At 55.3% G+C, this 20515-nt stretch carries 22 protein-coding genes and 1 pseudogene; 11 read left to right on the top strand and 12 right to left on the bottom strand.

The annotated features are described in order from the left end of the window. The first annotated feature begins 34 nt into the window (after window positions 1–34). The 4 genes and pseudogenes from RTE01_RS09945 (at window position 35) to RTE01_RS09930 (ending at window position 1809) form a co-directional block, all read left to right on the top strand. Window positions 35–334 carry a phage tail assembly protein gene (locus RTE01_RS09945; RefSeq protein WP_134526641.1) on the top strand — a complete coding sequence of 100 codons (300 nt, stop codon included), beginning with the start codon at window positions 35–37 and terminating at the stop codon, window positions 332–334. Beyond that, complete coding sequence (locus RTE01_RS09940; RefSeq protein ID WP_101869148.1) at window positions 331–507, top strand: GpE family phage tail protein; 177 nt, start codon at window positions 331–333, stop codon at window positions 505–507. The genes RTE01_RS09945 and RTE01_RS09940 overlap by 4 nt, the downstream gene beginning before the upstream one ends. A 34-nt stretch (window positions 508–541) precedes the next feature. Then, window positions 542–901, top strand: a pseudogene (locus RTE01_RS09935) (alkyl sulfatase C-terminal domain-containing protein); the annotation flags it as partial. Between the two features lie 305 nt (window positions 902–1206). After that, window positions 1207–1809: a site-specific integrase gene (locus RTE01_RS09930; protein ID WP_134526643.1), complete on the top strand. Its 603-nt coding sequence runs from the start codon at window positions 1207–1209 to the stop codon at window positions 1807–1809. A gap of 83 nt (window positions 1810–1892) precedes the next feature. Here the strand turns inward: RTE01_RS09930 and RTE01_RS09925 are convergent, their stop codons facing one another. The 4 genes from RTE01_RS09925 to RTE01_RS09910 all read right to left on the bottom strand — a co-directional run bounded on the left by RTE01_RS09925 (window position 1893) and on the right by RTE01_RS09910 (window position 6724). Continuing rightward, entirely contained in the window at window positions 1893–2750 is an 858-nt protein-coding gene (locus tag RTE01_RS09925) for an alpha/beta hydrolase family protein (RefSeq protein WP_134526646.1), read from the bottom strand. Window positions 2751–2867: 117 nt separating this feature from the next. Continuing rightward, window positions 2868–4028, bottom strand: a complete 1161-nt coding sequence (locus tag RTE01_RS09920; protein ID WP_134526649.1) for an IS30-like element ISCfr4 family transposase — start codon at window positions 4026–4028, stop codon at window positions 2868–2870. A 317-nt stretch (window positions 4029–4345) separates the two neighbouring features. After that, window positions 4346–5416, bottom strand: coding sequence for a catabolic alanine racemase DadX (dadX, locus tag RTE01_RS09915; RefSeq protein WP_134526652.1), 1071 nt, complete (start codon window positions 5414–5416; stop codon window positions 4346–4348). A gap of 9 nt (window positions 5417–5425) precedes the next feature. After that, a complete protein-coding gene (locus RTE01_RS09910) occupies window positions 5426–6724 on the bottom strand; it encodes a D-amino acid dehydrogenase (RefSeq protein WP_115192407.1) in 1299 nt (432 codons plus the stop codon). A gap of 321 nt (window positions 6725–7045) precedes the next feature. Here RTE01_RS09910 and RTE01_RS09905 point away from each other — a divergent pair, with 321 nt between their 5' ends. Continuing rightward, window positions 7046–8578: a SpoVR family protein gene (locus RTE01_RS09905; protein WP_041146171.1), complete on the top strand. Its 1533-nt coding sequence runs from the start codon at window positions 7046–7048 to the stop codon at window positions 8576–8578. A gap of 75 nt (window positions 8579–8653) precedes the next feature. Here RTE01_RS09905 and fadR read toward each other — a convergent pair whose 3' ends face one another. Next, window positions 8654–9373 carry a fatty acid metabolism transcriptional regulator FadR gene (gene fadR / locus RTE01_RS09900; RefSeq protein WP_041146172.1) on the bottom strand — a complete coding sequence of 240 codons (720 nt, stop codon included), beginning with the start codon at window positions 9371–9373 and terminating at the stop codon, window positions 8654–8656. A 242-nt stretch (window positions 9374–9615) separates the two neighbouring features. On the opposite strand from fadR, the gene nhaB reads away from it, so the two are divergent. From nhaB to RTE01_RS09885, 3 genes are all read left to right on the top strand, one after another. Next, a complete protein-coding gene (gene nhaB, locus RTE01_RS09895; protein WP_115192406.1) occupies window positions 9616–11166 on the top strand; it encodes a sodium/proton antiporter NhaB in 1551 nt (516 codons plus the stop codon). A 136-nt stretch (window positions 11167–11302) separates the two neighbouring features. Continuing rightward, on the top strand, window positions 11303–11833 hold the full coding sequence (dsbB, locus tag RTE01_RS09890; RefSeq protein ID WP_041146174.1) for a disulfide bond formation protein DsbB: 531 nt from the start codon (window positions 11303–11305) through the stop codon (window positions 11831–11833). Between the two features lie 270 nt (window positions 11834–12103). Continuing rightward, window positions 12104–12448, top strand: coding sequence for a DUF1971 domain-containing protein (locus tag RTE01_RS09885; protein WP_041146175.1), 345 nt, complete (start codon window positions 12104–12106; stop codon window positions 12446–12448). Between the two features lie 95 nt (window positions 12449–12543). Here RTE01_RS09885 and RTE01_RS09880 read toward each other — a convergent pair whose 3' ends face one another. The 4 genes from RTE01_RS09880 to RTE01_RS09865 form a co-directional block, all read right to left on the bottom strand. Beyond that, entirely contained in the window at window positions 12544–13059 is a 516-nt protein-coding gene (locus tag RTE01_RS09880; protein ID WP_134526655.1) for a DUF4823 domain-containing protein, read from the bottom strand. Window positions 13060–13186: 127 nt separating this feature from the next. Further along, entirely contained in the window at window positions 13187–13633 is a 447-nt protein-coding gene (locus tag RTE01_RS09875) for a YcgN family cysteine cluster protein (protein WP_041146176.1), read from the bottom strand. A 93-nt stretch (window positions 13634–13726) separates the two neighbouring features. Continuing rightward, window positions 13727–14386: a fumarylacetoacetate hydrolase family protein gene (locus RTE01_RS09870; RefSeq protein ID WP_134526658.1), complete on the bottom strand. Its 660-nt coding sequence runs from the start codon at window positions 14384–14386 to the stop codon at window positions 13727–13729. Between the two features lie 92 nt (window positions 14387–14478). Continuing rightward, window positions 14479–14757, bottom strand: a complete 279-nt coding sequence (locus RTE01_RS09865) for a YcgL domain-containing protein (protein WP_041146178.1) — start codon at window positions 14755–14757, stop codon at window positions 14479–14481. 126 nt (window positions 14758–14883) lie between these two features. On the opposite strand from RTE01_RS09865, the gene minC reads away from it, so the two are divergent. Genes minC through minE form a run of 3 tightly spaced genes read left to right on the top strand, consistent with a single transcriptional unit; the run spans window position 14884 to window position 16691 of the window. Continuing rightward, the gene (minC, locus tag RTE01_RS09860; RefSeq protein WP_041146179.1) at window positions 14884–15582 is read left to right on the top strand and encodes a septum site-determining protein MinC; all 699 of its coding nucleotides are present in this window, start codon (window positions 14884–14886) and stop codon (window positions 15580–15582) included. Window positions 15583–15605: 23 nt separating this feature from the next. Beyond that, window positions 15606–16418, top strand: coding sequence for a septum site-determining protein MinD (gene minD / locus RTE01_RS09855; RefSeq protein WP_041146180.1), 813 nt, complete (start codon window positions 15606–15608; stop codon window positions 16416–16418). Between the two features lie 3 nt (window positions 16419–16421). Continuing rightward, window positions 16422–16691, top strand: a complete 270-nt coding sequence (minE, locus tag RTE01_RS09850; RefSeq protein WP_041146181.1) for a cell division topological specificity factor MinE — start codon at window positions 16422–16424, stop codon at window positions 16689–16691. A 97-nt stretch (window positions 16692–16788) separates the two neighbouring features. Here minE and rnd read toward each other — a convergent pair whose 3' ends face one another. From rnd to RTE01_RS09835, 3 genes are all read right to left on the bottom strand, one after another. Then, window positions 16789–17904 (bottom strand): ribonuclease D, encoded by a 1116-nt coding sequence (gene rnd, locus RTE01_RS09845; protein WP_161795719.1) that lies wholly within the window; start codon window positions 17902–17904, stop codon window positions 16789–16791. Between the two features lie 81 nt (window positions 17905–17985). Next, a complete protein-coding gene (gene fadD / locus RTE01_RS09840) occupies window positions 17986–19671 on the bottom strand; it encodes a long-chain-fatty-acid--CoA ligase FadD (RefSeq protein WP_115192405.1) in 1686 nt (561 codons plus the stop codon). A 219-nt stretch (window positions 19672–19890) separates the two neighbouring features. Continuing rightward, a complete protein-coding gene (locus RTE01_RS09835) occupies window positions 19891–20493 on the bottom strand; it encodes a Slp family lipoprotein (protein WP_041146184.1) in 603 nt (200 codons plus the stop codon). Window positions 20494–20515: the final 22 nt, after the last annotated feature.

The raw sequence follows: 20515 nt of genomic DNA, 5'->3' as shown, positions 1-20515 counted from the left end.
AACGGCGGTCAGCTGGCCGCCTGGAGAAATCACTATGTCTGTAACGCTTAGCCAGCCGATTAAACGCGGCGATCAGGAAATCAAAACCGTCGCCATCAATGACACCATCAAACAGGCCGGATCGCTTCGCGGCTTGCGGCTCGTTGATGTGCTCAACCTCGACTATGACGCAGTGTCCACGCTGTTCACGCGCGTGACCAGTCCGCAGCTTACCGCTTCTGATATCGCCACTATGACCACCGGCGATTTCACTGCGCTGTGCGAAGAGATGGCGCCTTTTTTGACGAAAACGGCGCCGTCCGCACCGAACGAGGCGGCGACGGCGAGCAAATAAGAGAAGCGGTTATTTCCGGTGTCGACGACCTGATCGCCGACATCGCTGTAGTTTTTCACTGGCCGCCCTCCGAGATGTACGGCATGGAGCTGCGCGAGCTGATAGCCTGGCGCGATCGGGCGGCTATCAGAAGCGGCAACCATGACAAGGAGGATGACGACGATGGATCTTAGTATTCGCGTTGCGTTCAGTGCGATCGATAAACTTACCGTGCGCGCGATGACCCCGGAAATGTTCTTCGACTATCTGGCGGTACATATCAATGGCGAGAAAGCGGGTAACGCGAAATCGGTCTTTAATATCGATCTCGGCAGCGACGGCGGCAAGTATAAGCTGGAGCTGGAAAACGGCGTACTGAACCATACCGCCAACGCGGAAGCAAAAGATGCCGATACCACTATCGCTCTCAACCGCGCCACCCTGAATAAGATCATCCTCAAAGAGGAGACGCTGAAACAGGCCGTCGATAAAGGCGACGCGAAAATCACCGGTAACGCCGATAAGCTCAATGAAATGCTGGGCTATATGGACAAGTTCGAATTCTGGTTCGACATAGTTACGCCATAATTGATTTGCCACCTAAATTGATATCTAAGTCCAGATATAAAGTCTGGACTTTTTTTGCCCTAAGATTTGCATACGCCATTATTTTCCCATCCCTTCAGGTTTAAATTTGAGCGTAATCTGAACAAATTTACCCTGAGGAAATGTTCGCAACACGGTCATTCTCACAGTGTATTGATTTAAATGGTGAACTTGGTATGCAGTGGCTGTTGGATTGTGTTTTGCTTCCTTTGCATGACGTTAATTTCAGCTTATCGCTCATAAGGGACAACCATACTCAAATCTCCCACATTGCAGGAGATTTGAGTATGAACACGTCACCGTGGAACAAATACCGTATCATCGGCCAAAAAAGACCACTTCAGATATCTCATATCTGGGGGATCCGAATCCGGCTTGAACTGGAAGGTAAAACGCGCGATTTAGCTCTGTTCAATATGGCCCTGGACAGTAAGCTTCGAGGCTGTGATCTGGTCAAACTCAAAGTATCTGATGTGGCATATGGTAGCTCGGTTTCAAGCAGAGCAACGGTGTTGCAACAGAAAACCGGTAGCCCTGTGCAATTTGAGATAACCAAAGGGACAAGAGAAGCTGTTGCTGCATTGATAAAGCTTGGCAATTTGCGCAGTAAAGACTTCTTGTTCCGGTCTCGGGTCGGAACTAACCAGCACATATCAACACGTCAATACAACCGGATCTTTCATGGGTGGATAGAAAAGCTTGGTCTCGAAGATTCGCTTTACAGCACTCATTCCATGAGAAGAACAAAACCTTACCTGATCTACAAGAAAACCAAGAATCTTCGGGTGATCCAACTTTTGTTGGGCCATAAGAAGCTGGAAAGCACAGTCCGTTATCTGGGCATTGAAGTAGATGATGCGTTAGAGATCTCTGAATCGATTGAAGTCTAAGGTTGTCAGGGCTGCAACAGCGGCCCTGTGCCAACAACGGACGTTAATCCGGGAGGACTCAGGACTTAATGCCCACACTTCGTTCAATCCGGGCATTGACTCTCGAGCCATTGACCGACGACAGGCCATAATTTCTCCGCACATCGCGCACGAAAAAAGCCCATATGACCAATGGATGACAAACCAAAATCTGCGCACCGTATGTCGCGGCGTTCTAATTTTGCGTTTTGCACTGGCTCCAACAACCGTGCAATAGCTTCCGGGTTAGCCCACGGATCGTCATCAAAACCCATCACCAGTACGGGTAACGTTATCTCACCAGCCCGTTGGCGTGCATTCCAGTCTGGATCGTCGTAGAAATACCCCGGCATTGCGCTCCAGCGCCCCCACTGACGCATCACCGGAGCCGGTAAATCTTCGCCGAGCCCCAGGCGCCTGGCAGGCATATAGCCGAAGATACTGCAAAGAACCGGGGCAAGGACACGCAATAAGCACCAGACTCGCATTTTTTCTACCGTCTGTTTTATCGTGCTCGTCACACCAGCATGTGAGGCCACAATGACCGCGGCCTGCAAAGATTGGGTGGCAGACGAAAGCAGAACGGCATGACCTCCCACACTGTGCCCTACTGCCAGCAGGCTAACGCCCGGGAAACGCTCTTTAGCCCATGCTGTTATGCATCCGACGTCCTGCTCGATCCAGTCCGACATTGAGATGTTGTAATGACAGACCCTCCCGGACTTCGAAAGACCCGTGCCGCGGTAATCATAAGTGAGAACACTGAATCCTCTGTTAAAAAGATACTCTGCAAATCCCTTATAGAATTCCTGCACAACCGCCGTTGCCGGGTGAACAATAACCAATGCTTTAGCATTGCTTCTCTCCCAAACCGTGGCAGCCAGAAATCCGCCTTGATTGATGGGTATGATTATCGAATTCATTTTAAGAGCCTTACCTGTGTGGTCATACCAGTTATCCTGAATTCAATTTAGCCTTTACTACCGAATCTGGCTATTTTTTTCTATTTTGGAGCCTTATGTCCGCTTTTCGCTGTGAGTTCAACCGATGGACGCAACACACTTATTGAACCGTTCTGCGGGTGATTCATAGTCTAGCGTTTTTCTCGGCCTTTCGTTGAGCTGTCTGGCAACACTGTTAAGTCTTTGCTGGCTGTGAACCGATAAGTCAGTTCCTTTTGGAAAATATTGTCTGAGCAATCTGTTCGTATTTTCATTTGAGCCACGTTGCCAGGGAGATTGAGGATCACAAAAATAAATCTGAATGTCTGTCGCTACAGTAAATCGTGTGTGGCTGGTCATTTCAGCGCCACGATCCCAAGTTAATGTTTTATAAAGCTCAGCAGGTAATTCCCGGGCTTGTCTGATGAGTGCAGATATAACCGTTATGGTCTTGTTGTCTCTGATCTTTGCCAGCATAACAAAACGGGAATGACGTTCTACGAGGGTGATGATATAGGAGTTTTTCGAGCCCTGAATCAAGTCACCTTCCCAGTGACCTGGAATGGCCCTGTCAGCGGCCTCAGGTGGCCTTTCGCTGATAGGTATCGTGTGCGGGATTGACCCTAATCCTTTCCCTTTAAGCGATGACGTTCTGGATCTACGCACTGCTCTTCCGCTTCTGAGGCATTGCTGCAGCTCTTTTTTTAATGCTCCCCGGGTTTGTATAAAAAGCGTTTTATAAATCGTTTCGTGTGACACATGCATTTCCTGATTATCCGGATAACAGCGTGTCAGCCAACCGGCGATCTGTTCCGGTGACCAGTCCTGATGCATCTTCTCTGCAATGATTTTACACAATGCGGGGCTTTCAATTGGCTTGCAAGGTTTTGGTCTCAGCGCATTTTCCCACGCAGTAGCATCGGCTTTTGCTGCACGGTATTGTTTTGCACCACCGTGCCTCCTGACCTCGCGGCTAATCGTTGAGGGCGCTCTTGATAATTTGGCGGCGATGGCTCTGATACTGAGTTTTGCTACCAGCCCTCTGGATATCTCCTCTCTTTCATCAAGCGAAAGCGCTAATCGGTGCCGTTTTCGCACGGGAGGACGGTAGCCGCCTGTCTGGTGGATAGTGGGCATAATGGAAGAATGATATCTGTCAAACATTCTGGCGATATCATGTAGAGAATCACCTTGCTTATATCTGTCCCAGATAATTGCCTTCTGCTCTGGCGTGTAGTTAATCCGAGTTCTTCGTTTCATAGCAACGTCCCCCTTGATTAAGGATAGCGTTGCATCGACCCATTGAACTCACAGCTCAAAGCAGACTGTCAGATTCGATTGTGTACTGCCAGTAAAAACTATCAACTCAAATCTGAGCTGATACACTTAATGCGAATAACCCCGATCAAGCTTCGGGTCTATTTTGTCTGCAGAAGGGGCGATCCACAAAGTGTCCACACCCGCCGAGTAATGGCGGGTTTTGGCGGGTAGTTTGAGGTTATCGAAATTCCGGTATTTCAGTAACTTATTGAAATACCGGCACATATGATCGGCGGAGTGATCCGCCTCACGGAAAGTTACGCCGTCACAACGGGGACGCGCGGCGCCAGAGCGCACATCAGCTCATAGCCGACGGTACCGCTGGCGGCGGCCACGTCGTCGATTTTCACTTCCTTGCCCCACAGTTCGACCGGCGCACCGATCCCGGCCTGTGGGCATGGCGTGAGGTCTACCGCCAGCATATCCATCGACACGCGCCCCACCAGCGTGGTGCGCACGCCGTCAACCAGCACCGGCGTTCCCGCCGGCGCGATACGCGGATAGCCGTCGGCATAGCCGCAGGCCACGATGCCAATCCGCTGCTCCTCCGTCGTCCGGTAGAGGCCGCCGTAGCCCACCGACTCACCCGCCTTCAGGTTCTGCACGGCAATAATCTCGCTACTGAGGGTCATCACCGGCTTCAGGCCGCTGTTGGCGATATCCTGCCACTGGCCGGACGGCGAGGCGCCGTACAGCACGATCCCCGGCCTGACCCAGTCAAAATGCGCTTCCGGGTGCCAGAGGGTCGCCGCCGAGTTCGCCAGCGAGCGTGAGCACGCCAGCCCTTCCGCCGCCTGCTCGATGCGGCGCATCGGCTCGACGATGCCCTGCGGATTTTCCGCGTCGGCAAAGTGCGACATCAGCGTCATTTCGCTGACGTTGCCCAGCGCCCGCAGCTGCTGCCAGACGGTATGGATGCGCTCCGGCATAAAGCCCAGCCGGTTCATGCCGCTGTTGACCTTAACGTAGATATCCAGCGGAGCGTGGAGCTTCGCCTGCTGCAGCGCCTTGATTTGCCAGTTGCTGTGCACGCTGGTGGTCAGGCGATACTTATCAAACAGCGCCAGCTCGTCAGCGTGGAAAAAGCCCTCGAGCAGCAGAATCGGCCCTTTCCAGCCCTGCTCGCGCAGCAGGATCGCCTCTTCAAGATTCAGCATCGCAAAGCCATCTGCGCCGCTGAGCGCATTCCACACGCGCGCCAGGCCGTGGCCGTAGGCGTTGGCTTTCACCACCGCCCACAGCCGCGAGCCAGGAGCCGCGCGCCGGACAATCTGCAAATTCTGCCGCAGGGCCGACAAATCAATGCTGGCCAGTACCGGACGGGACATGAAAACTCCTTAGTTGTGAACGCCGTGCAGGTGCTGAGCACGTGCCGGAGTGAAGCCCGGGCTATAGCGGGCGACGGCAAGATCGTCGTACGGAATAGCCGGAGTGCGACCCGAAATTAAATCGCTCAAAAGTTGTCCTGAGCCGCATGCCATGGTCCAGCCCAGAGTGCCGTGCCCGGTATTGAGCCACAGGTTTTTATACGGCGTGCGCCCGACCACCGGCGTGCCGTCCGGGGTCATCGGACGTAGGCCGGTCCAGAAGGTCGCCTGTTCTACGTGGCCACCGCGCGGGAACAGATCGCGCACCACCATCTCCAGCGTTTCGCGACGCGGCTGCAGCAGCTCTTTATTAAAGCCGACGATTTCTGCCATCCCGCCGACGCGGATCCGCTGGTCGAAGCGGGTAATCGCAATTTTGTAAGTCTCATCAAGGATAGTCGATACCGGCGCCCCGTCCTCCTCGGCGATCGGGATCGTCAGCGAGTAGCCCTTCAGCGGATAGACCGGAATGTCCACCAGCCCTTTCAGCATCGCCGTCGAGTAGGAGCCAAAGGCCATGACGTAGGCATCGCCTTTGACAATTTCATCCCCGCACTTCACGCCGGCGATCTGCTCTCCTTCGTACAGCAGCGCGTCAACCGAGGTATTGAAGCGGAAGGTAACGCCCGCCTGCTCCGCCATCGCCGCCAGGCGCGTGGTAAACAGCTGGCAGTCGCCGGTTTCATCGTTCGGCAAACGCAGGCCGCCGGTCAGCCTGTGGCTGACCTCGGCTAAAGCGGGTTCGACTTCCCGCAGACGTTTCGCCTCCAGCAACTGATACGGCACGCCGGCATCCTGCAGCACGGCGATATCGCGGGTGGCGTTCTCATACTGTTTTTCGGTACGGAAAAGCTGCAGCGTCCCGCCCTGGCGCCCTTCATACTGGATGCCGGTGCTTTCGCGAAGCGCCTTCAGGCAGTCGCGGCTGTACTCCGCCAGACGTACCATGCGGCCTTTGTTTTCCATATAGTGGCGGGTGTCGCAGTTGCGCAGCATCTGCCACATCCATTTTAGCTGGAACTGCGTGCCGTCAAGGCCGATCGCCAGCGGCGCGTGGCGCTGGAACATCCACTTAATGGCCTTCAGCGGCACGCCGGGCGCGGCCCAGGGTGCGGCGTAGCCCGGGGAGATCTGTCCGGCATTGGCGGCGCTGGTCTCTTCCGCCGGCCCCGGCTGGCGGTCGATAACCGTCACCTGATGCCCTGCCTGACTTAAATACCATGCACTAGCTACCCCAACCACCCCACTTCCCAGTATGACGACTCGCATAGCGACTCCGTAATAGTTAAAGAACAATCATCTGATTACAAATTGATAACTCAGTTGAAAATATTATTCAACATACGCTTTATTTATGGTGACTTATCTCACAGCGAACCGCACCAGCCCTGCCCCCGAAGATTTACTATCTCCTGCTGCGCTTCATTTTTCCTCAGAATAAAATTCTGCGTGAAAGGCTAAACCAGGCCTTTAAGATTGCTAAATCGCGAAGAAAAGAAATTGTCCGCAGGCGCAGTTTGCCGAGCCGTGTTCTATGCTTGTTGTGAGGCTCTCCGTATAGAGAGAGTCACCGACAATGAGGGCGCGCTAATGGCTACGATTGATTCCATAAACAGGGACACGACTCGTTTAAGCGATGGACCCGACTGGACTTTTGAACTGCTGGAAACCTACCTCGCCGAGGTTGACCGGGTCGCGAAGCTGTACCGTCTCGACACCTATCCGCATCAGATCGAAGTCATTACTTCCGAGCAGATGATGGATGCCTACTCCAGCGTCGGAATGCCAATCAACTACCCGCACTGGTCGTTTGGTAAGAAATTTATCGAAACCGAGCAGGCGTATAAGCACGGCCAGCAGGGGCTGGCCTACGAAATTGTCATCAACTCTAACCCCTGCATCGCCTACCTGATGGAGGAGAACACCATTACCATGCAGGCGCTGGTAATGGCCCACGCCTGCTACGGGCACAACTCCTTTTTCAAGAATAACTACCTGTTCCGCAGCTGGACCGATGCCAGCTCGATAATCGACTACCTGATCTTCGCCCGCAAATACATCACCGAGTGCGAGGAGCGTTACGGCGTTGATGAGGTGGAGAAACTGCTCGACTCCTGCCACGCGCTGATGAACTACGGCGTCGACCGCTACAAGCGTCCGCAGAAAATCTCGCTGCAGGAGGAGAAGGCGCGGCAGAAAAGCCGGGAAGAGTATCTGCAAAGCCAGGTGAATATGCTGTGGCGCACCCTGCCTAAGCGGGAAGAAGAGAAAGCCATCGAAACCGCGCGCCGCTACCCTTCTGAGCCGCAGGAAAACCTGCTCTACTTTATGGAGAAGAACGCGCCGCTGCTGGAGTCATGGCAGCGTGAAATCCTGCGTATCGTGCGTAAGGTGAGCCAGTATTTCTATCCGCAGAAGCAGACGCAGGTGATGAACGAAGGCTGGGCGACCTTCTGGCACTACACGATCCTTAACCACCTGTACGATGAAGGCAAGGTGACGGAACGCTTTATGCTGGAGTTTCTGCACAGCCACACCAACGTTATCTACCAGCCGCCCTATAACAGCCAGTGGTACAACGGGATTAACCCCTACGCGCTGGGCTTTGCCATGTTCCAGGACATTAAGCGCATTTGTCAGTCGCCGACCGAGGAGGACAAATACTGGTTCCCCGACATCGCCGGCTCCGACTGGCTGGAGACGCTGCATTTTGCCATGCGCGACTTCAAGGATGAGAGCTTTATCAGCCAGTTCCTGTCACCGAAAATTATGCGTGATTTCCGCTTCTTTACGGTGCTCGACGACGACCATCACAACTACCTGGAGATTTCCGCTATCCATAACGAAGAGGGGTATCGGGAGATTCGCGCCAAGCTTTCCGCCCAGTACAACCTGAGCAACCTTGAGCCGAATATTCAGGTGTGGAACGTCGACCTTCGCGGCGACCGTTCGCTGACGCTGCGCTACGTGCCGCATAACCGCGTACCGCTGGATAAGGGGCGCCGTGAGGTGCTCAAGCACGTCCATCGCCTGTGGGGATTCGACATCCTGCTGGAGCAGCAAAATGCCGATGGCAGCATCGAACTGCTGGAGCGCAGCCCGCCGCGGCAAAACGCGCTGTAAATCGCGCGGCGTTAAATCGCATAAAGCAAAACGCCCGGCATAATCGCCGGGCGTTTTTTTATCTTATTGCGGGACTTAGCGCATACCGATGACTAAATCACCCGGCAGCGTTTTCTGCATACGATGCCAGATTTCACCGCTGTCATGCCCGTAGCGACGGACTATCTCGTAAACCTGCTCGTGCTGCCCTTCTTCACAGACTTTGGCCAGCTGGTGATAGAAGCCCAGCGCCAGGCTGCGCGCTTCCGGATTGGCGAAATAGTGGCGGCCAATGCGGGTATACAGGCCCTTCATGCCGTTGAGGATCAGGCCGTAGATCGGGTTGCCGGAGGCAAAGGCCAGGCCGCGGAAGATGCCGTAATCGAGATCGGCAAACGCATCGCCGTGGTCTTCCACCTCACGCGCCGCGGCGAGAACCTGCAGGGCGTTTTCAGGATGCTGACGGAAGGCCGTGCGGATAAAGATAGTGGAGATATTGGTCCGCACCGACAGCAGGTTATCGATCAGCTGCGGGACGCTGTCGTGATCGAGGCGCGCCAGCGTTTCGAGAATATTCAGACCCGACGTTTCCCAGAAATTGTTCACCTTCGTCGGTTTGCCGTGCTGTATCGTTAACCAACCGTCACGGGCCAGACGTTGCAGAACTTCGCGTAAGGTCGTACGGGTCACACCAATAAGTTCAGAAAGCTCACGTTCGGCGGGGAGAATGGTGCCCGGGGGAAAGCGGTTATTCCATATACTTTCAATGATGTACTCTTCCGCGAAACCCGCAGGGCTCTGCGCCTTAATGACCATAGTAAGATTTCCATTACACAGCGTTGCAAATTCTACTCATCATACCAGAGCCGCTATAGGGCAGATAGCGCCTGGAAGTAATTAAAAAGGGATCGCCGTTTCATTTTGAGATTTTGCTCTTCGCGTTTGACAAAGGCTGGGCGCGATGCGAACCAGGTTGCTTCCCCTTTTGCTCAGCTGGTAGTCTTGCCAATCGCAATACGTAAATTCATGTCAATATTTGACGGGGAAGGATGTCTGTCGTGGAAATGTCTTATGGCCGCGCCCTGTGGCGTAATTTTCTTGGCCAGTCTCCGGACTGGTATAAGCTCACCTTAATTGTTTTCTTAATCATTAACCCGCTGGCGTTCTATCTCAATCCGTTCATCGCCGGCTGGCTGCTGGTGGTTGAGTTTATTTTTACCCTGGCGATGGCGCTCAAATGCTATCCGCTGCTGCCCGGTGGCCTGCTGGCTATCGAAGCGGTATTTATCGGGATGACCACCGCAGAACATATTCGCGATGAGATCGCCGGCAACCTCGAGGTGCTCCTGCTGCTGATATTTATGGTGGCCGGGATCTACTTTATGAAGCAGCTGCTGCTGTTTATCTTTACCCGCCTGCTGCTGGGTATCCGCAGCAAGATGCTGCTGTCGCTGGCCTTTTGCCTGGCAGCGGCGTTCCTCTCCGCCTTCCTCGATGCGTTAACCGTGGTGGCGGTGGTGATTAGCGTCGCGGTGGGATTTTACGGCATTTATCATCGCGTGGCCTCCGCGCGGCCCGACGATCTCGATCTGCTGGACGATAGCCACATCGACCAGCACTATCGCGACGTGCTGGAGCAGTTCCGCGGCTTTCTGCGCAGCCTGATGATGCACGCGGGCGTCGGTACCGCGCTGGGCGGCGTGATGACCATGGTGGGCGAACCGCAAAACCTGATCATCGCCAAAGCGGCCGGATGGCACTTCGGCGAGTTCTTCTTACGCATGGCGCCGGTGACGCTGCCGGTCATCGTCTGCGGCCTGCTCACCTGCCTGCTGGTGGAGAAGTTCGGCCTGTTCGGCTACGGAGAACCGCTGCCGCTGGCGGTGCGTAAGGTTCTGCAGGATTACGACGACCGCAGCCGCCAGCAGCGTAGCCGTCAGGATCGCCTGCGGCTTATCGCTCAGGGGATTATCGGCATCTGGCTGATAACCGCGCTGGCCCTGCATCTTGGGGAGGTCGGGCTGATCGGTCTGTCGGTGATCGTTCTGGCGACCACCTTCTCCGGCGTGACCGACGAGCACGCTATCGGTAAAGCCTTTACCGAGGCGCTGCCGTTCACCGCGCTGCTGACGGTCTTTTTCGCCGTGGTCGCCGTAATCATCGACCAGCACCTGTTCTCGCCGGTGATCCAGTTCGTACTGCAGGCGTCGCCGCACGCCCAGCTGTCGCTGTTCTATCTGTTTAACGGCCTGCTGTCATCCATTTCCGATAACGTCTTCGTCGGCACGGTCTATATCAACGAGGCCAAAACCGCGCTCCAGCAGGGCACCATCAGCCTGCCGCAGTTTGAGCTGCTGGCGGTCGCTATCAATACCGGCACCAACCTGCCTTCGGTCGCCACGCCTAACGGCCAGGCGGCATTCCTGTTCCTGCTGACCTCCGCCCTGGCGCCGCTGATTCGCCTCTCCTACGGGCGAATGGTGTGGATGGCGCTGCCTTACACCATCGTGATGACCCTGGTCGGGCTGCTGTGCGTCGAGTTTACGCTGATGCCGGCGACGCAGTGGATGCTCGAAAACGGCTGGCTCGTGACGCCGCAGCTTCCCTGAGCCTGACGCATATTGCACATCCGGGATCTATCGCCGGATGTGCAATATTTTTACGTAATATTTTCGGACTAGCTGCTGGCGTCGGTTCGGTTTTCGTTTACACTGCCATGATTTAGCATTTTTCAGGGAAAAGACTATGTTGCGATATTTAAACCAGTGCTCAAGAGGACGCGGAGCCTGGCTCCTGATGGCGTTCACCGCTTTCGCGCTTGAGATGGTTGCGCTGTGGTTCCAGCACGTTATGCTGCTGCAGCCCTGCGTAATGTGTATTTACGAACGCTGTGCGCTATTAGGCATTATGGCAGCCGGTATTGTCGGCGCTATCGCCCCGAAAACGCCGCTGCGCTACGTGGCGCTGGTTATCTGGCTCTACAGCGCCCTGCGGGGGCTGCAGCTGGCGTGGGAACATACCATGATTCAGCTTCACCCTTCTCCGTTCCAGACCTGCGACTTTGCCGCCCGTTTCCCAACGTGGCTGCCGCTGGATAAGTGGCTGCCGCAGATGTTCGTGGCCAGCGGTGACTGTTCCGTGCGTCAGTGGGAGTTCCTGACGCTGGAGATGCCGCAGTGGCTGGTGGGGATCTTTGCCGCCTATCTGGTTGTGGCCGTGCTGGTTCTGATTGCTCAGCCGTTCAAACCGAAAAAACGCGATCTGTTCGGCCGCTAATCAAGCCGCACCGCTAAGAGTAAAACCTGTCAGAGCAATCGCTGGCAGGTTTTTTTTTGCCTCGCCCTCCAACAGCTCTCCACGATGCCGAAGGTTCGGCGATGAAAAGGCCCGGGGCGGCCGCAGCCTCTGCCCGACGTTCGTTGAGCGCAGCGGACCCCGGTCGCCGGTATCGCGCCTTTAGGGTATTTTTCTCTGCCGCGAGTTGACGTCAGGCCCAATAAGTTGCATATTAAATGCATCTTATTCGCATCCGCTAAGGAGCTCATGATGTCTCACCTGCGTATTCCGGCTAACTGGAAAGTTAAACGCTCCACGCCCTTCTTTACCAAAGAGAACGTACCTGCCGCCCTGCTCACCCACCACAACACCGCCGCCGCCGTTTTCGGCCAGCTCTGCGTGATGGAAGGGACGGTGACCTATTACGGCTTCGCCGACGAACAGGCGACGGAGCCGGAGGTCAAAGTGGTGATTAACGCCGGGCAGTTTGCGACCAGCCCGCCCCAGTACTGGCACCGCATCGAATTAAGCGACGACGCCCAGTTCAATATCAACTTCTGGGTTGAGGATGATGCCGACGGCGAAAACGGGCTGTTCCACAGCAAAAAATCGTAATCCCGCCTGCCGATGGCTGAAAACAGAAAACCCGCCGGTTGGCGGGTTTTCTGACGGGGATGAAAGGCTAATTCGAACGCCGCTGGATGTGGTGATTAATACAAGCCCGCAACGTAGCTATTAATAGGTTGCGGCAATAAATCCTGAGGATGATCGCCACCAAAAGTGGCCCACTTACTCTTACCACTCAGAATGGACGAGGCGACCACGCGATCCGTGGCGGAGTGATAGACCGTAATTTTCACTTCAATTTTATCCGGAATTCCGGACCACTCTGTCGCTCTGTCTTCCCAATGCAGTATTTGAGGCACGACGTAATAGCCTTCGCTCAGCGGACGTTTATCCTTCAGGCAGCTCAACGTCGTACACTCAGGGACAATGGATACGTTGTCGGTATAACGGGAGAACGCAGACTGGACCGCGAGGGCCGTAGCTGCCCCGGAGCCGTTGTATGTTTTGGTTTCATAAACCCCATTTGTTGGCTGAGCAATAACGACCATTTTGTTTTTGAGCAACAGCTCGGTGCTTTTGGTGACTTCTGCTGTGTTGTATTTCGCCGAACATCCGCCAAGCAGGAGCCCGGTAATAGCTATCATTAGTATTTTTTTCATTTTATGTTTCCATTAATTGCAAACGGAAACACTTTATCATCGGTAGCCACTGAGCTAAAACAGAAAACCCGCCGGTTGGCGGGTTTTCTGTTTTAGCCGTTCTGCTTAGCGCTGCGGGCAGCGGGCGCTACTGCGCCCAGTCAGGCTTGTTTAAAATATGGTCCTGCCAGTCGTTGACGGTGGACTCTTTCACCGCGATATGGCGCACGGAAATGCGCTCGCCGTGCATCGCCGCCTTCGAGCCGGTCAGCAGCGGATGCCAGTGCGGCAGCGGCTGGCCTTCCGCCAGCAGGCGATAGGCGCAGGTAGGCGGCAGCCATTCAAAGGTTGGCAGATTGTCCCGCGTAAGCTTGATGCAGTCAGGCTCATACTCGAAGCGCCGTTCATAGTTACGACACTGGCAGGTTTTAATATTCAACTGACGGCAGGCGACGTTAGTAAAATAGATTTCGTCAGTATCCTCATCCATCAGCTTATGCAGGCAGCACTGTCCGCAGCCGTCGCACAGTGATTCCCACTCCGCGTCGGTCATTTGCTCCAGCGTTTTGTGTTGCCAGAAGAGTTGTTCGCTCATAGGGATGTCCGTCATTGCAATTCAGGGTGCACCTTATAACCAGTCTGGCACGCCGATGCAAGTTTTGCCGCCTCTGAAGGCGGCAACAGGAGGTTACAGCACGCGGGTCGACAGGGAGAAACCGTTAAAACCGACTTCGAGCTCGTCGCCGCTATCCAGCGGGCCGACGCCTTCCGGGGTGCCGGTCAGCACCACGTCGCCGGCCTTCAGCGTAAAGAAGCGCGACATGTAGGCAATCAGCGGCACAATTTTATGGATCATATCGGCAGTCGTGCCCTGCTGGCGGACAGCGCCGTTCACCTTCAGGCTCAGCGCGGTGCTCTGCGGGTCGCCGTGGAATTCAGCGGCGGGAATAAAACCGGAGATCGGGCAGGCATTGTCGAACCCCTTGGCCTTCTCCCACGGCTGGCCGGCTTTTTTCAGCTTGCCCTGTAGATCGCGCAGGGTCAGATCCAGCGCCACGCCGTAGCCCGCGATCCCTTTGAGCACGTGCTCTTCGGTCGCCTGACGCAGCGTGCTGCCAATCAGCACCGCCAGCTCCACTTCGTGATGCACCGACCCCAGCCCTTCAGGAAGCACCAACGGCTGGCGGATATCGCACAACGCCGTCTCAGGTTTAATAAACAGCACCGGTTCTTCCGGCGTCGCACTGCCCATTTCCTTGATGTGGTTTGCATAGTTGCTGCCCACGCAAACGACTTTGCTTACCGGAAAATCCAGTAATGCTCCCTGCCAGTTATGATGTTGGTACATTATTTCCCCTTAGTGGGTGAATCAGAGTGATACCCTTTTCCTTCAGGCTGCTCCGGTGCGAACGACGTTCCCCTTCCGGCAGTCTGAATTATTTAAGGATTATTCCCCTGTTCCGCCAGATGCTTCTTGAGTAAATTCTCAGGCGGTGGAGGAATCTGCAGATAATAGCCCTGTTCGCTCAACGCCTGTTTTACTTTTTCCAGGTCAGCGCTAGCCAGTTTTTTACGCCCGTCGAGCGGCAGCAGCATGGTCATTTTCGGCGTGCCGAAGCTGCTCATTAATTCCGGGGGCACGCGTGAGAAATCGTCCTTTTTTTCGACATATAAATAGGTTTGCTCACGTTTAGTACTTCGATAGATCACACAAAACATAGTTTTACTCGGAATTAGACCCGTGGTCACTTGCCTCAATATATGAGTGACTATAACATGCCTTTTAGTCTTCGGAATATCACCGCACTTCGGCAGGTGATAAACAGCAAATTGAGTAAGGCCAGGATGTCAAATACGCCAATCGAACTTAAGGGCAGTAGCTTCACCTTATCTGTCGTTCATTTGCACGACGCAAATCCCGAGGTTATTCGTCAGGCGTTAGAAGACAAAATCGCCCAGGCCCCCGCTTTTTTACGTCACGCCCCGGTCGTTGTGAATATTAGCAGCATCGAAAATGTCGTCGACTGGCGCGCCATGCAGGAAGCTATCGCCACCACCGGTTTACGTATTATCGGCGTGAGCGGCTGCAAGGTCCCACGGCTGAAAGCGGAAATCGACCGCACCGGGATCCCTTTACTGACGGAAGGGAAAGAAAAAAAGCCTCGTCAGGCACCGCCAGAACCGGTTGTCGCCCCGCCAGTTGTTAATCAGATCACAAAAACGCGTTTGATTGACCTGCCGGTACGTTCCGGTCAGCGCATTTATGCGCCAAACTGTGATCTAATTGTTACAAACCATGTGAGTGCCGGTGCGGAACTTATCGCAGACGGTAATATCCATGTATATGGCATGATGCGAGGTCGCGCACTCGCAGGCGCAGGCGGCGACAGGGAAGCCCAAATATTTTGTTCACACCTCACGGCGGAACTGGTGTCCATCGCTGGGGAATACTGGCTGAGTGATAATATCCCGGCCGAATTTTATGGCAAAGCGGCGCGTCTGCGTCTGGGCGATAACGCTTTGACTATTCAACCGTTGAGTTAGTCCCTTTTTAACAAGGAATTTCTATGGCACGCATTATTGTTGTGACTTCGGGTAAAGGGGGCGTTGGCAAGACCACCTCCAGCGCGGCCATCGCTACTGGTTTGGCCCAGAAGGGAAAGAAGACCGTCGTTATCGACTTCGACATTGGCCTGCGTAACCTTGACCTGATCATGGGCTGCGAGCGCCGGGTGGTTTATGACTTCGTTAACGTTATTCAGGGTGACGCCACGCTGAATCAGGCGTTAATCAAAGATAAGCGCACCGAAAACCTCTACATCCTCCCCGCTTCCCAGACGCGTGATAAAGACGCGCTGACCCGCGAAGGCGTAGACAAGGTTCTTGAAGAACTGAAAAAAATGAATTTCGATTTTGTTGTCTGCGATTCCCCTGCAGGCATCGAAACCGGTGCGCTGATGGCGCTGTACTTCGCTGACGAAGCCATCATCACCACTAACCCGGAAGTCTCCTCCGTTCGTGACTCCGACCGCATCCTCGGTATTCTTGCATCCAAATCCCGCCGTGCGGAAAATGGCGAAGAGCCGATTAAAGAGCACCTGCTGCTGACCCGCTACAACCCAGGTCGCGTCAATAAGGGCGACATGCTGAGCATGGAAGACGTTCTGGAGATCCTGCGTATCAATCTGGTAGGCGTGATCCCGGAAGATCAGTCCGTGCTGCGCGCGTCGAACCAGGGCGAGCCGGTTATTCTGGATGATGCATCGGACGCAGGTAAGGCCTATGCCGATACCGTCGAACGTCTGCTCGGAGAAGAACGTCCTTTCCGCTTCATTGAAGAAGAGAAGAAAGGTTTCCTCAAACGCCTGTTCGGAGGATAAATTATGGCATTACTCGACTTTTTTCTCTCGCGGAAAAAGAACACGGCCAACATTGCGAAAGAGCGCCTGCAAATCATCGTTGCGGAGCGTCGTCGCGGCGATGCTGAACCGCATTACCTGCCGCAGCTACGAAAAGATATTCTGGAAGTCATCTGTAAGTACGTGCAGATCGACCCGGAAATGGTCAGCGTGCAGCTGGAGCAGCGAGACGGTGATATTTCGATTCTGGAGTTGAACGTGACTTTACCAGAACCGGAAGAGTCGAAATCCTGACGCTGGATGCGCCCGATAGCCTTGCGCTGTCGGGCCAGTTTGTTGCATAGCCCGGAGATCTCCCGGGCTATTTGCCGTAGCTTAGCGCTGCCGTGACCTAGCGCGGATATTCGCTGAGCAGTGCCCGCAGGCGATCGGCCATCAGTTCGCTACGCCAGCCGGAAATCAGCTCCGGCAGCGCATTTCCGCTCTTCAACTGCCAGTGCCAGTTCAGCAGCTGGTTAATCTGCCTTCTTGACGCCAGCAGCTCGGCGCTCAGCCCCGTTTCGCTACTCACTTCCTGTACCAGCGCCTTAATCTCTTTGAAGACCTTGCGGTATCCCGGCATATCGATCAGGTTTTGCAGCGGCTCAGGCAACGCCTCTTCCGGCAGCTCCTGCGCCTTCGCCACCAGGCTTATCAGCGTTTTGCCGTGAAAACGAATTTCGCTGCCCGACAGGCCGAGGCTATCGAGCTCGCCGAGGCTGCCGGGCATATAGCGCGCCACGCTCCACAGATGCTCCTCACGCACGACGAAATTCACCGCCATGTCACGATCGCGCGCTTTGCGCAGGCGCCACTCCGCCAGCAGCTGCAGGCAGCCGAGCTGGCGGGTGCGAAGCTGCCAGGCGTTGCCAATCTCGCGCCACGCCTGCGACGGGTCCTGTATTTCCTGGCGGCGCTGCTGCATCAGACGACATTCGTCCAGCGCAGCGGGCAGCCAGCCGGCGGCTTCCGTTTCGGCCATCAGCCTGATGGCGATGGGCAGCAGGTACCAGACGTCCGCCGCGGCATAGTCGCACTGGCGTTCGGTCAGCGGGCGGGCCAGCCAGTCGGTACGCGACTCGCTCTTATCCAGCGCCACGCCGGAGTACTCCTCGACCATCGACGCAAAGCCCCATGACATCGGGCGCCCGCAGAAGGCCGCCAGAATTTGGGTGTCAATCAGCGGCTGCGGCATCAGGCTGAAAGTATTAAGGAACACTTCCAGATCTTCACTGCCGGCGTGGAGGTATTTGGTGACGTTTTGATTCAGCAGCAGTTCACGCATCGGTGCCCAATCGGTGATTTCCAGCGGATCGATGAGCGAAACCTGCTCGCCATCAAACAGCTGCAGCAGCCCCAGCTGTGGATAATAGGTACGGGTGCGGACAAATTCCGTATCCAGCGCAACCGCAGCTGCCGCGCTTGCCGCTTCACAGACGGCGCGAAGACCGTCGTTGGTGGTAATCATCTGATAGTTCAAATCATGCTCTCTTAACTGGCGCCCATAAAAAACGCCGGCTTAGCCGGCGTCTGGCGATTCACTCTTAGCTCAGGCTTTATTGTCTACTTTAGCGCGAGCTTCGTCACGAAGTTCTCGCCGTAAAATTTTCCCGACGTTCGATTTTGGCAGTTCATCACGAAACTCAACCAGCTTGGGAACCTTATAGCCCGTCAGCTGGCGGCGGCAGAAAGTGATCAGCGCCTCTTCCGTCAGCGCCGCATCTTTCTTCACGACAAAAATCTTCACCGCTTCGCCGCTGCTGCCGGACGGTACGCCGACCGCCGCCACTTCCTGAACGCCGGAGTGCTGCATCACCACGTCTTCAATTTCGTTGGGGTAGACGTTAAATCCGGAAACCAGAATCATATCTTTCTTACGATCGACAATCCGCAGGAAACCATCGTCGTCCATCACCGCGATATCGCCGGTGTGCAGCCAGCCGTCTTTGATGATTTCAGCGGTGGCGTCCGGACGCTGCCAGTAACCCAGCATCACCTGCGGGCCTTTCACGCACAGCTCGCCCGGCTCGCCCGGGGCGACCTCGTTATCGTCATCGTCCACCAGCTTCGCTTCGGTCGACGGCACCGGAAGCCCGATGCTCCCGCTGTGGTAGTCAATATCATGCGGGTTAACGCTAACCAGCGGCGCGCACTCGGTGAGGCCGTAACCCTCCAGCAGATACTGTCCGGTGAGCTTCACCCAGCGTTCGGCCACCACCTGCTGAACCGGCATCCCGCCGCCGGCGGAGAGGTGCAGCGTGGAGAAGTCGAGCTGCTGAAACTCTTTGTTATTCAGCAGCGCGTTAAACAGGGTATTGACCCCGGTCATCGCGGTAAACGGATATTTAGCCAGCTCCTTCACCAGCCCCGGAATATCCCGCGGGTTGGTAATCAGCAGGTTCTGCCCGCCAAGCTCGATAAACAGCAGGCAGTTCATGGTCAGCGCAAAGATGTGGTACAGCGGTAAAGCCGTCACCACCAGCTCTTTGCCCCGGTGCAGCAGCGGCCCGTAGGTGGCGTTGACCTGCTCAAGGTTGGCCAGCATATTGCGATGGGTCAGCATGGCCCCTTTCGCTACGCCGGTCGTCCCGCCGGTATACTGCAGGAACGCCAGATCTTCACAGACGATTTCCGGTTTGACGTACTGCATCCGGTAGCCGTGCTGCAGCGCGCTGCGAAACGAAATGGCGTCGGGCAGATGATATTTCGGCACCAGCCGCTTGATATACTTGACGACGAAGTTAACCAGGGTCCCTTTCGCCGTCGACAGCTGATCGCCCATTCGCGTCAGGATAACGTGCCTGACCTGGGTTTTATCGACCACCTTCTCGAGGGTATGCGCAAAGTTTGAGACGATCACAATCGCCGCGGCGCCGCTGTCGTTGAGCTGATGCTCAAGCTCGCGCGGCGTGTACAGCGGGTTGACGTTAACCACGATCATCCCGGCGCGCAGGATGCCGAACAGCGCGATGGGGTACTGCAGCAGGTTAGGCATCATCAGCGCCACGCGGTCGCCCTTTTGCAGACCCAGGCCCTGCTGAAGGTAAGCGGCGAAGGCGCGGCTGCGCTCCTCCAGCTTACGATAGGTCATCACCTCGCCCATGTTGATAAACGCCGGCTGGTCGGCATAGCGCGTGGCGGCGTGTTCAAACAATTCAACCAGGGATTGATAGCGGTCAGGATTTATCTCCGCAGGAACATCGGCGGGATAACGGTTTAGCCAAACCTTTTTCACTGCATCACCTCTGAAATAGTTATTCGTCGTCATCACAGCCCCTGATCAACAAACACTCTGTTAACATTATATTAACTCAGCGTACCAGTTTATTAATTAGGCGTTTTGCAGGTTGCGAAGCGCGTCACTATTTATTTTTCTTATCAGACCAAAAATGACGAAACAGCGGACAGGCCGCTGTTTCTTTTAGCTTTCAAATAGCTTATAAAAACCGCAAAATCATTCAGTTACCACATTTCTTACTTCCGCTGGACCCGGGTTATACCAGCCCATTCCACCGTAGCCCCAGCCGCCATAACCATAGCCGTAGCGCCACGGACGCGGGCCGACCATCCACGGGTCAATCGGCTGCGGCGGCATAACCACCTGCTGCACAACGTTCCAGCGCTTATAGCCGATGGCATTCATCTGCATAAATTTGTACGGCGTGCCGCCAACCTTACCGTCGACAACGCCGGTAATCGGGCCAACTACCGTCACCAGGTGACCGCGGAAGTCGACCGGGTCGAGGAAGCCATTAACGTCGGCGAGGATACGCCCGCGCGAAGGCTCGCCCAGCTCGGGTCGAGCGGCGCTGTCCAGCGGCACCGTGGCAATTTCTAAGCGGGTTTTGCCCTGCTGATTGGTGATGTTGACCACTTTGCCGCCAAAGCGAGCTTCCTGGCCAACGTACAGCTGCGGTGCGGCCATAACCCGCACTAAATCCTGCTGCGGCGTCGGGGTAGAGCCTTTGATGGCATCCGGTACCGAAACGCAACCACTTAACGCAGCGGCAGCGGCGCCCGCCAACAGCCAACGTACTACTTTAGTTTGACCCGCCATGATGCGACTCCTTCTCTCAGTC

Source organism: Klebsiella terrigena (assembly GCF_006539725.1).
Classification (GTDB): domain Bacteria; phylum Pseudomonadota; class Gammaproteobacteria; order Enterobacterales; family Enterobacteriaceae; genus Klebsiella; species Klebsiella terrigena.
Note: the sequence above shows the minus strand (reverse complement) of the source record. Positions and strands in the feature narration are given on the sequence as shown.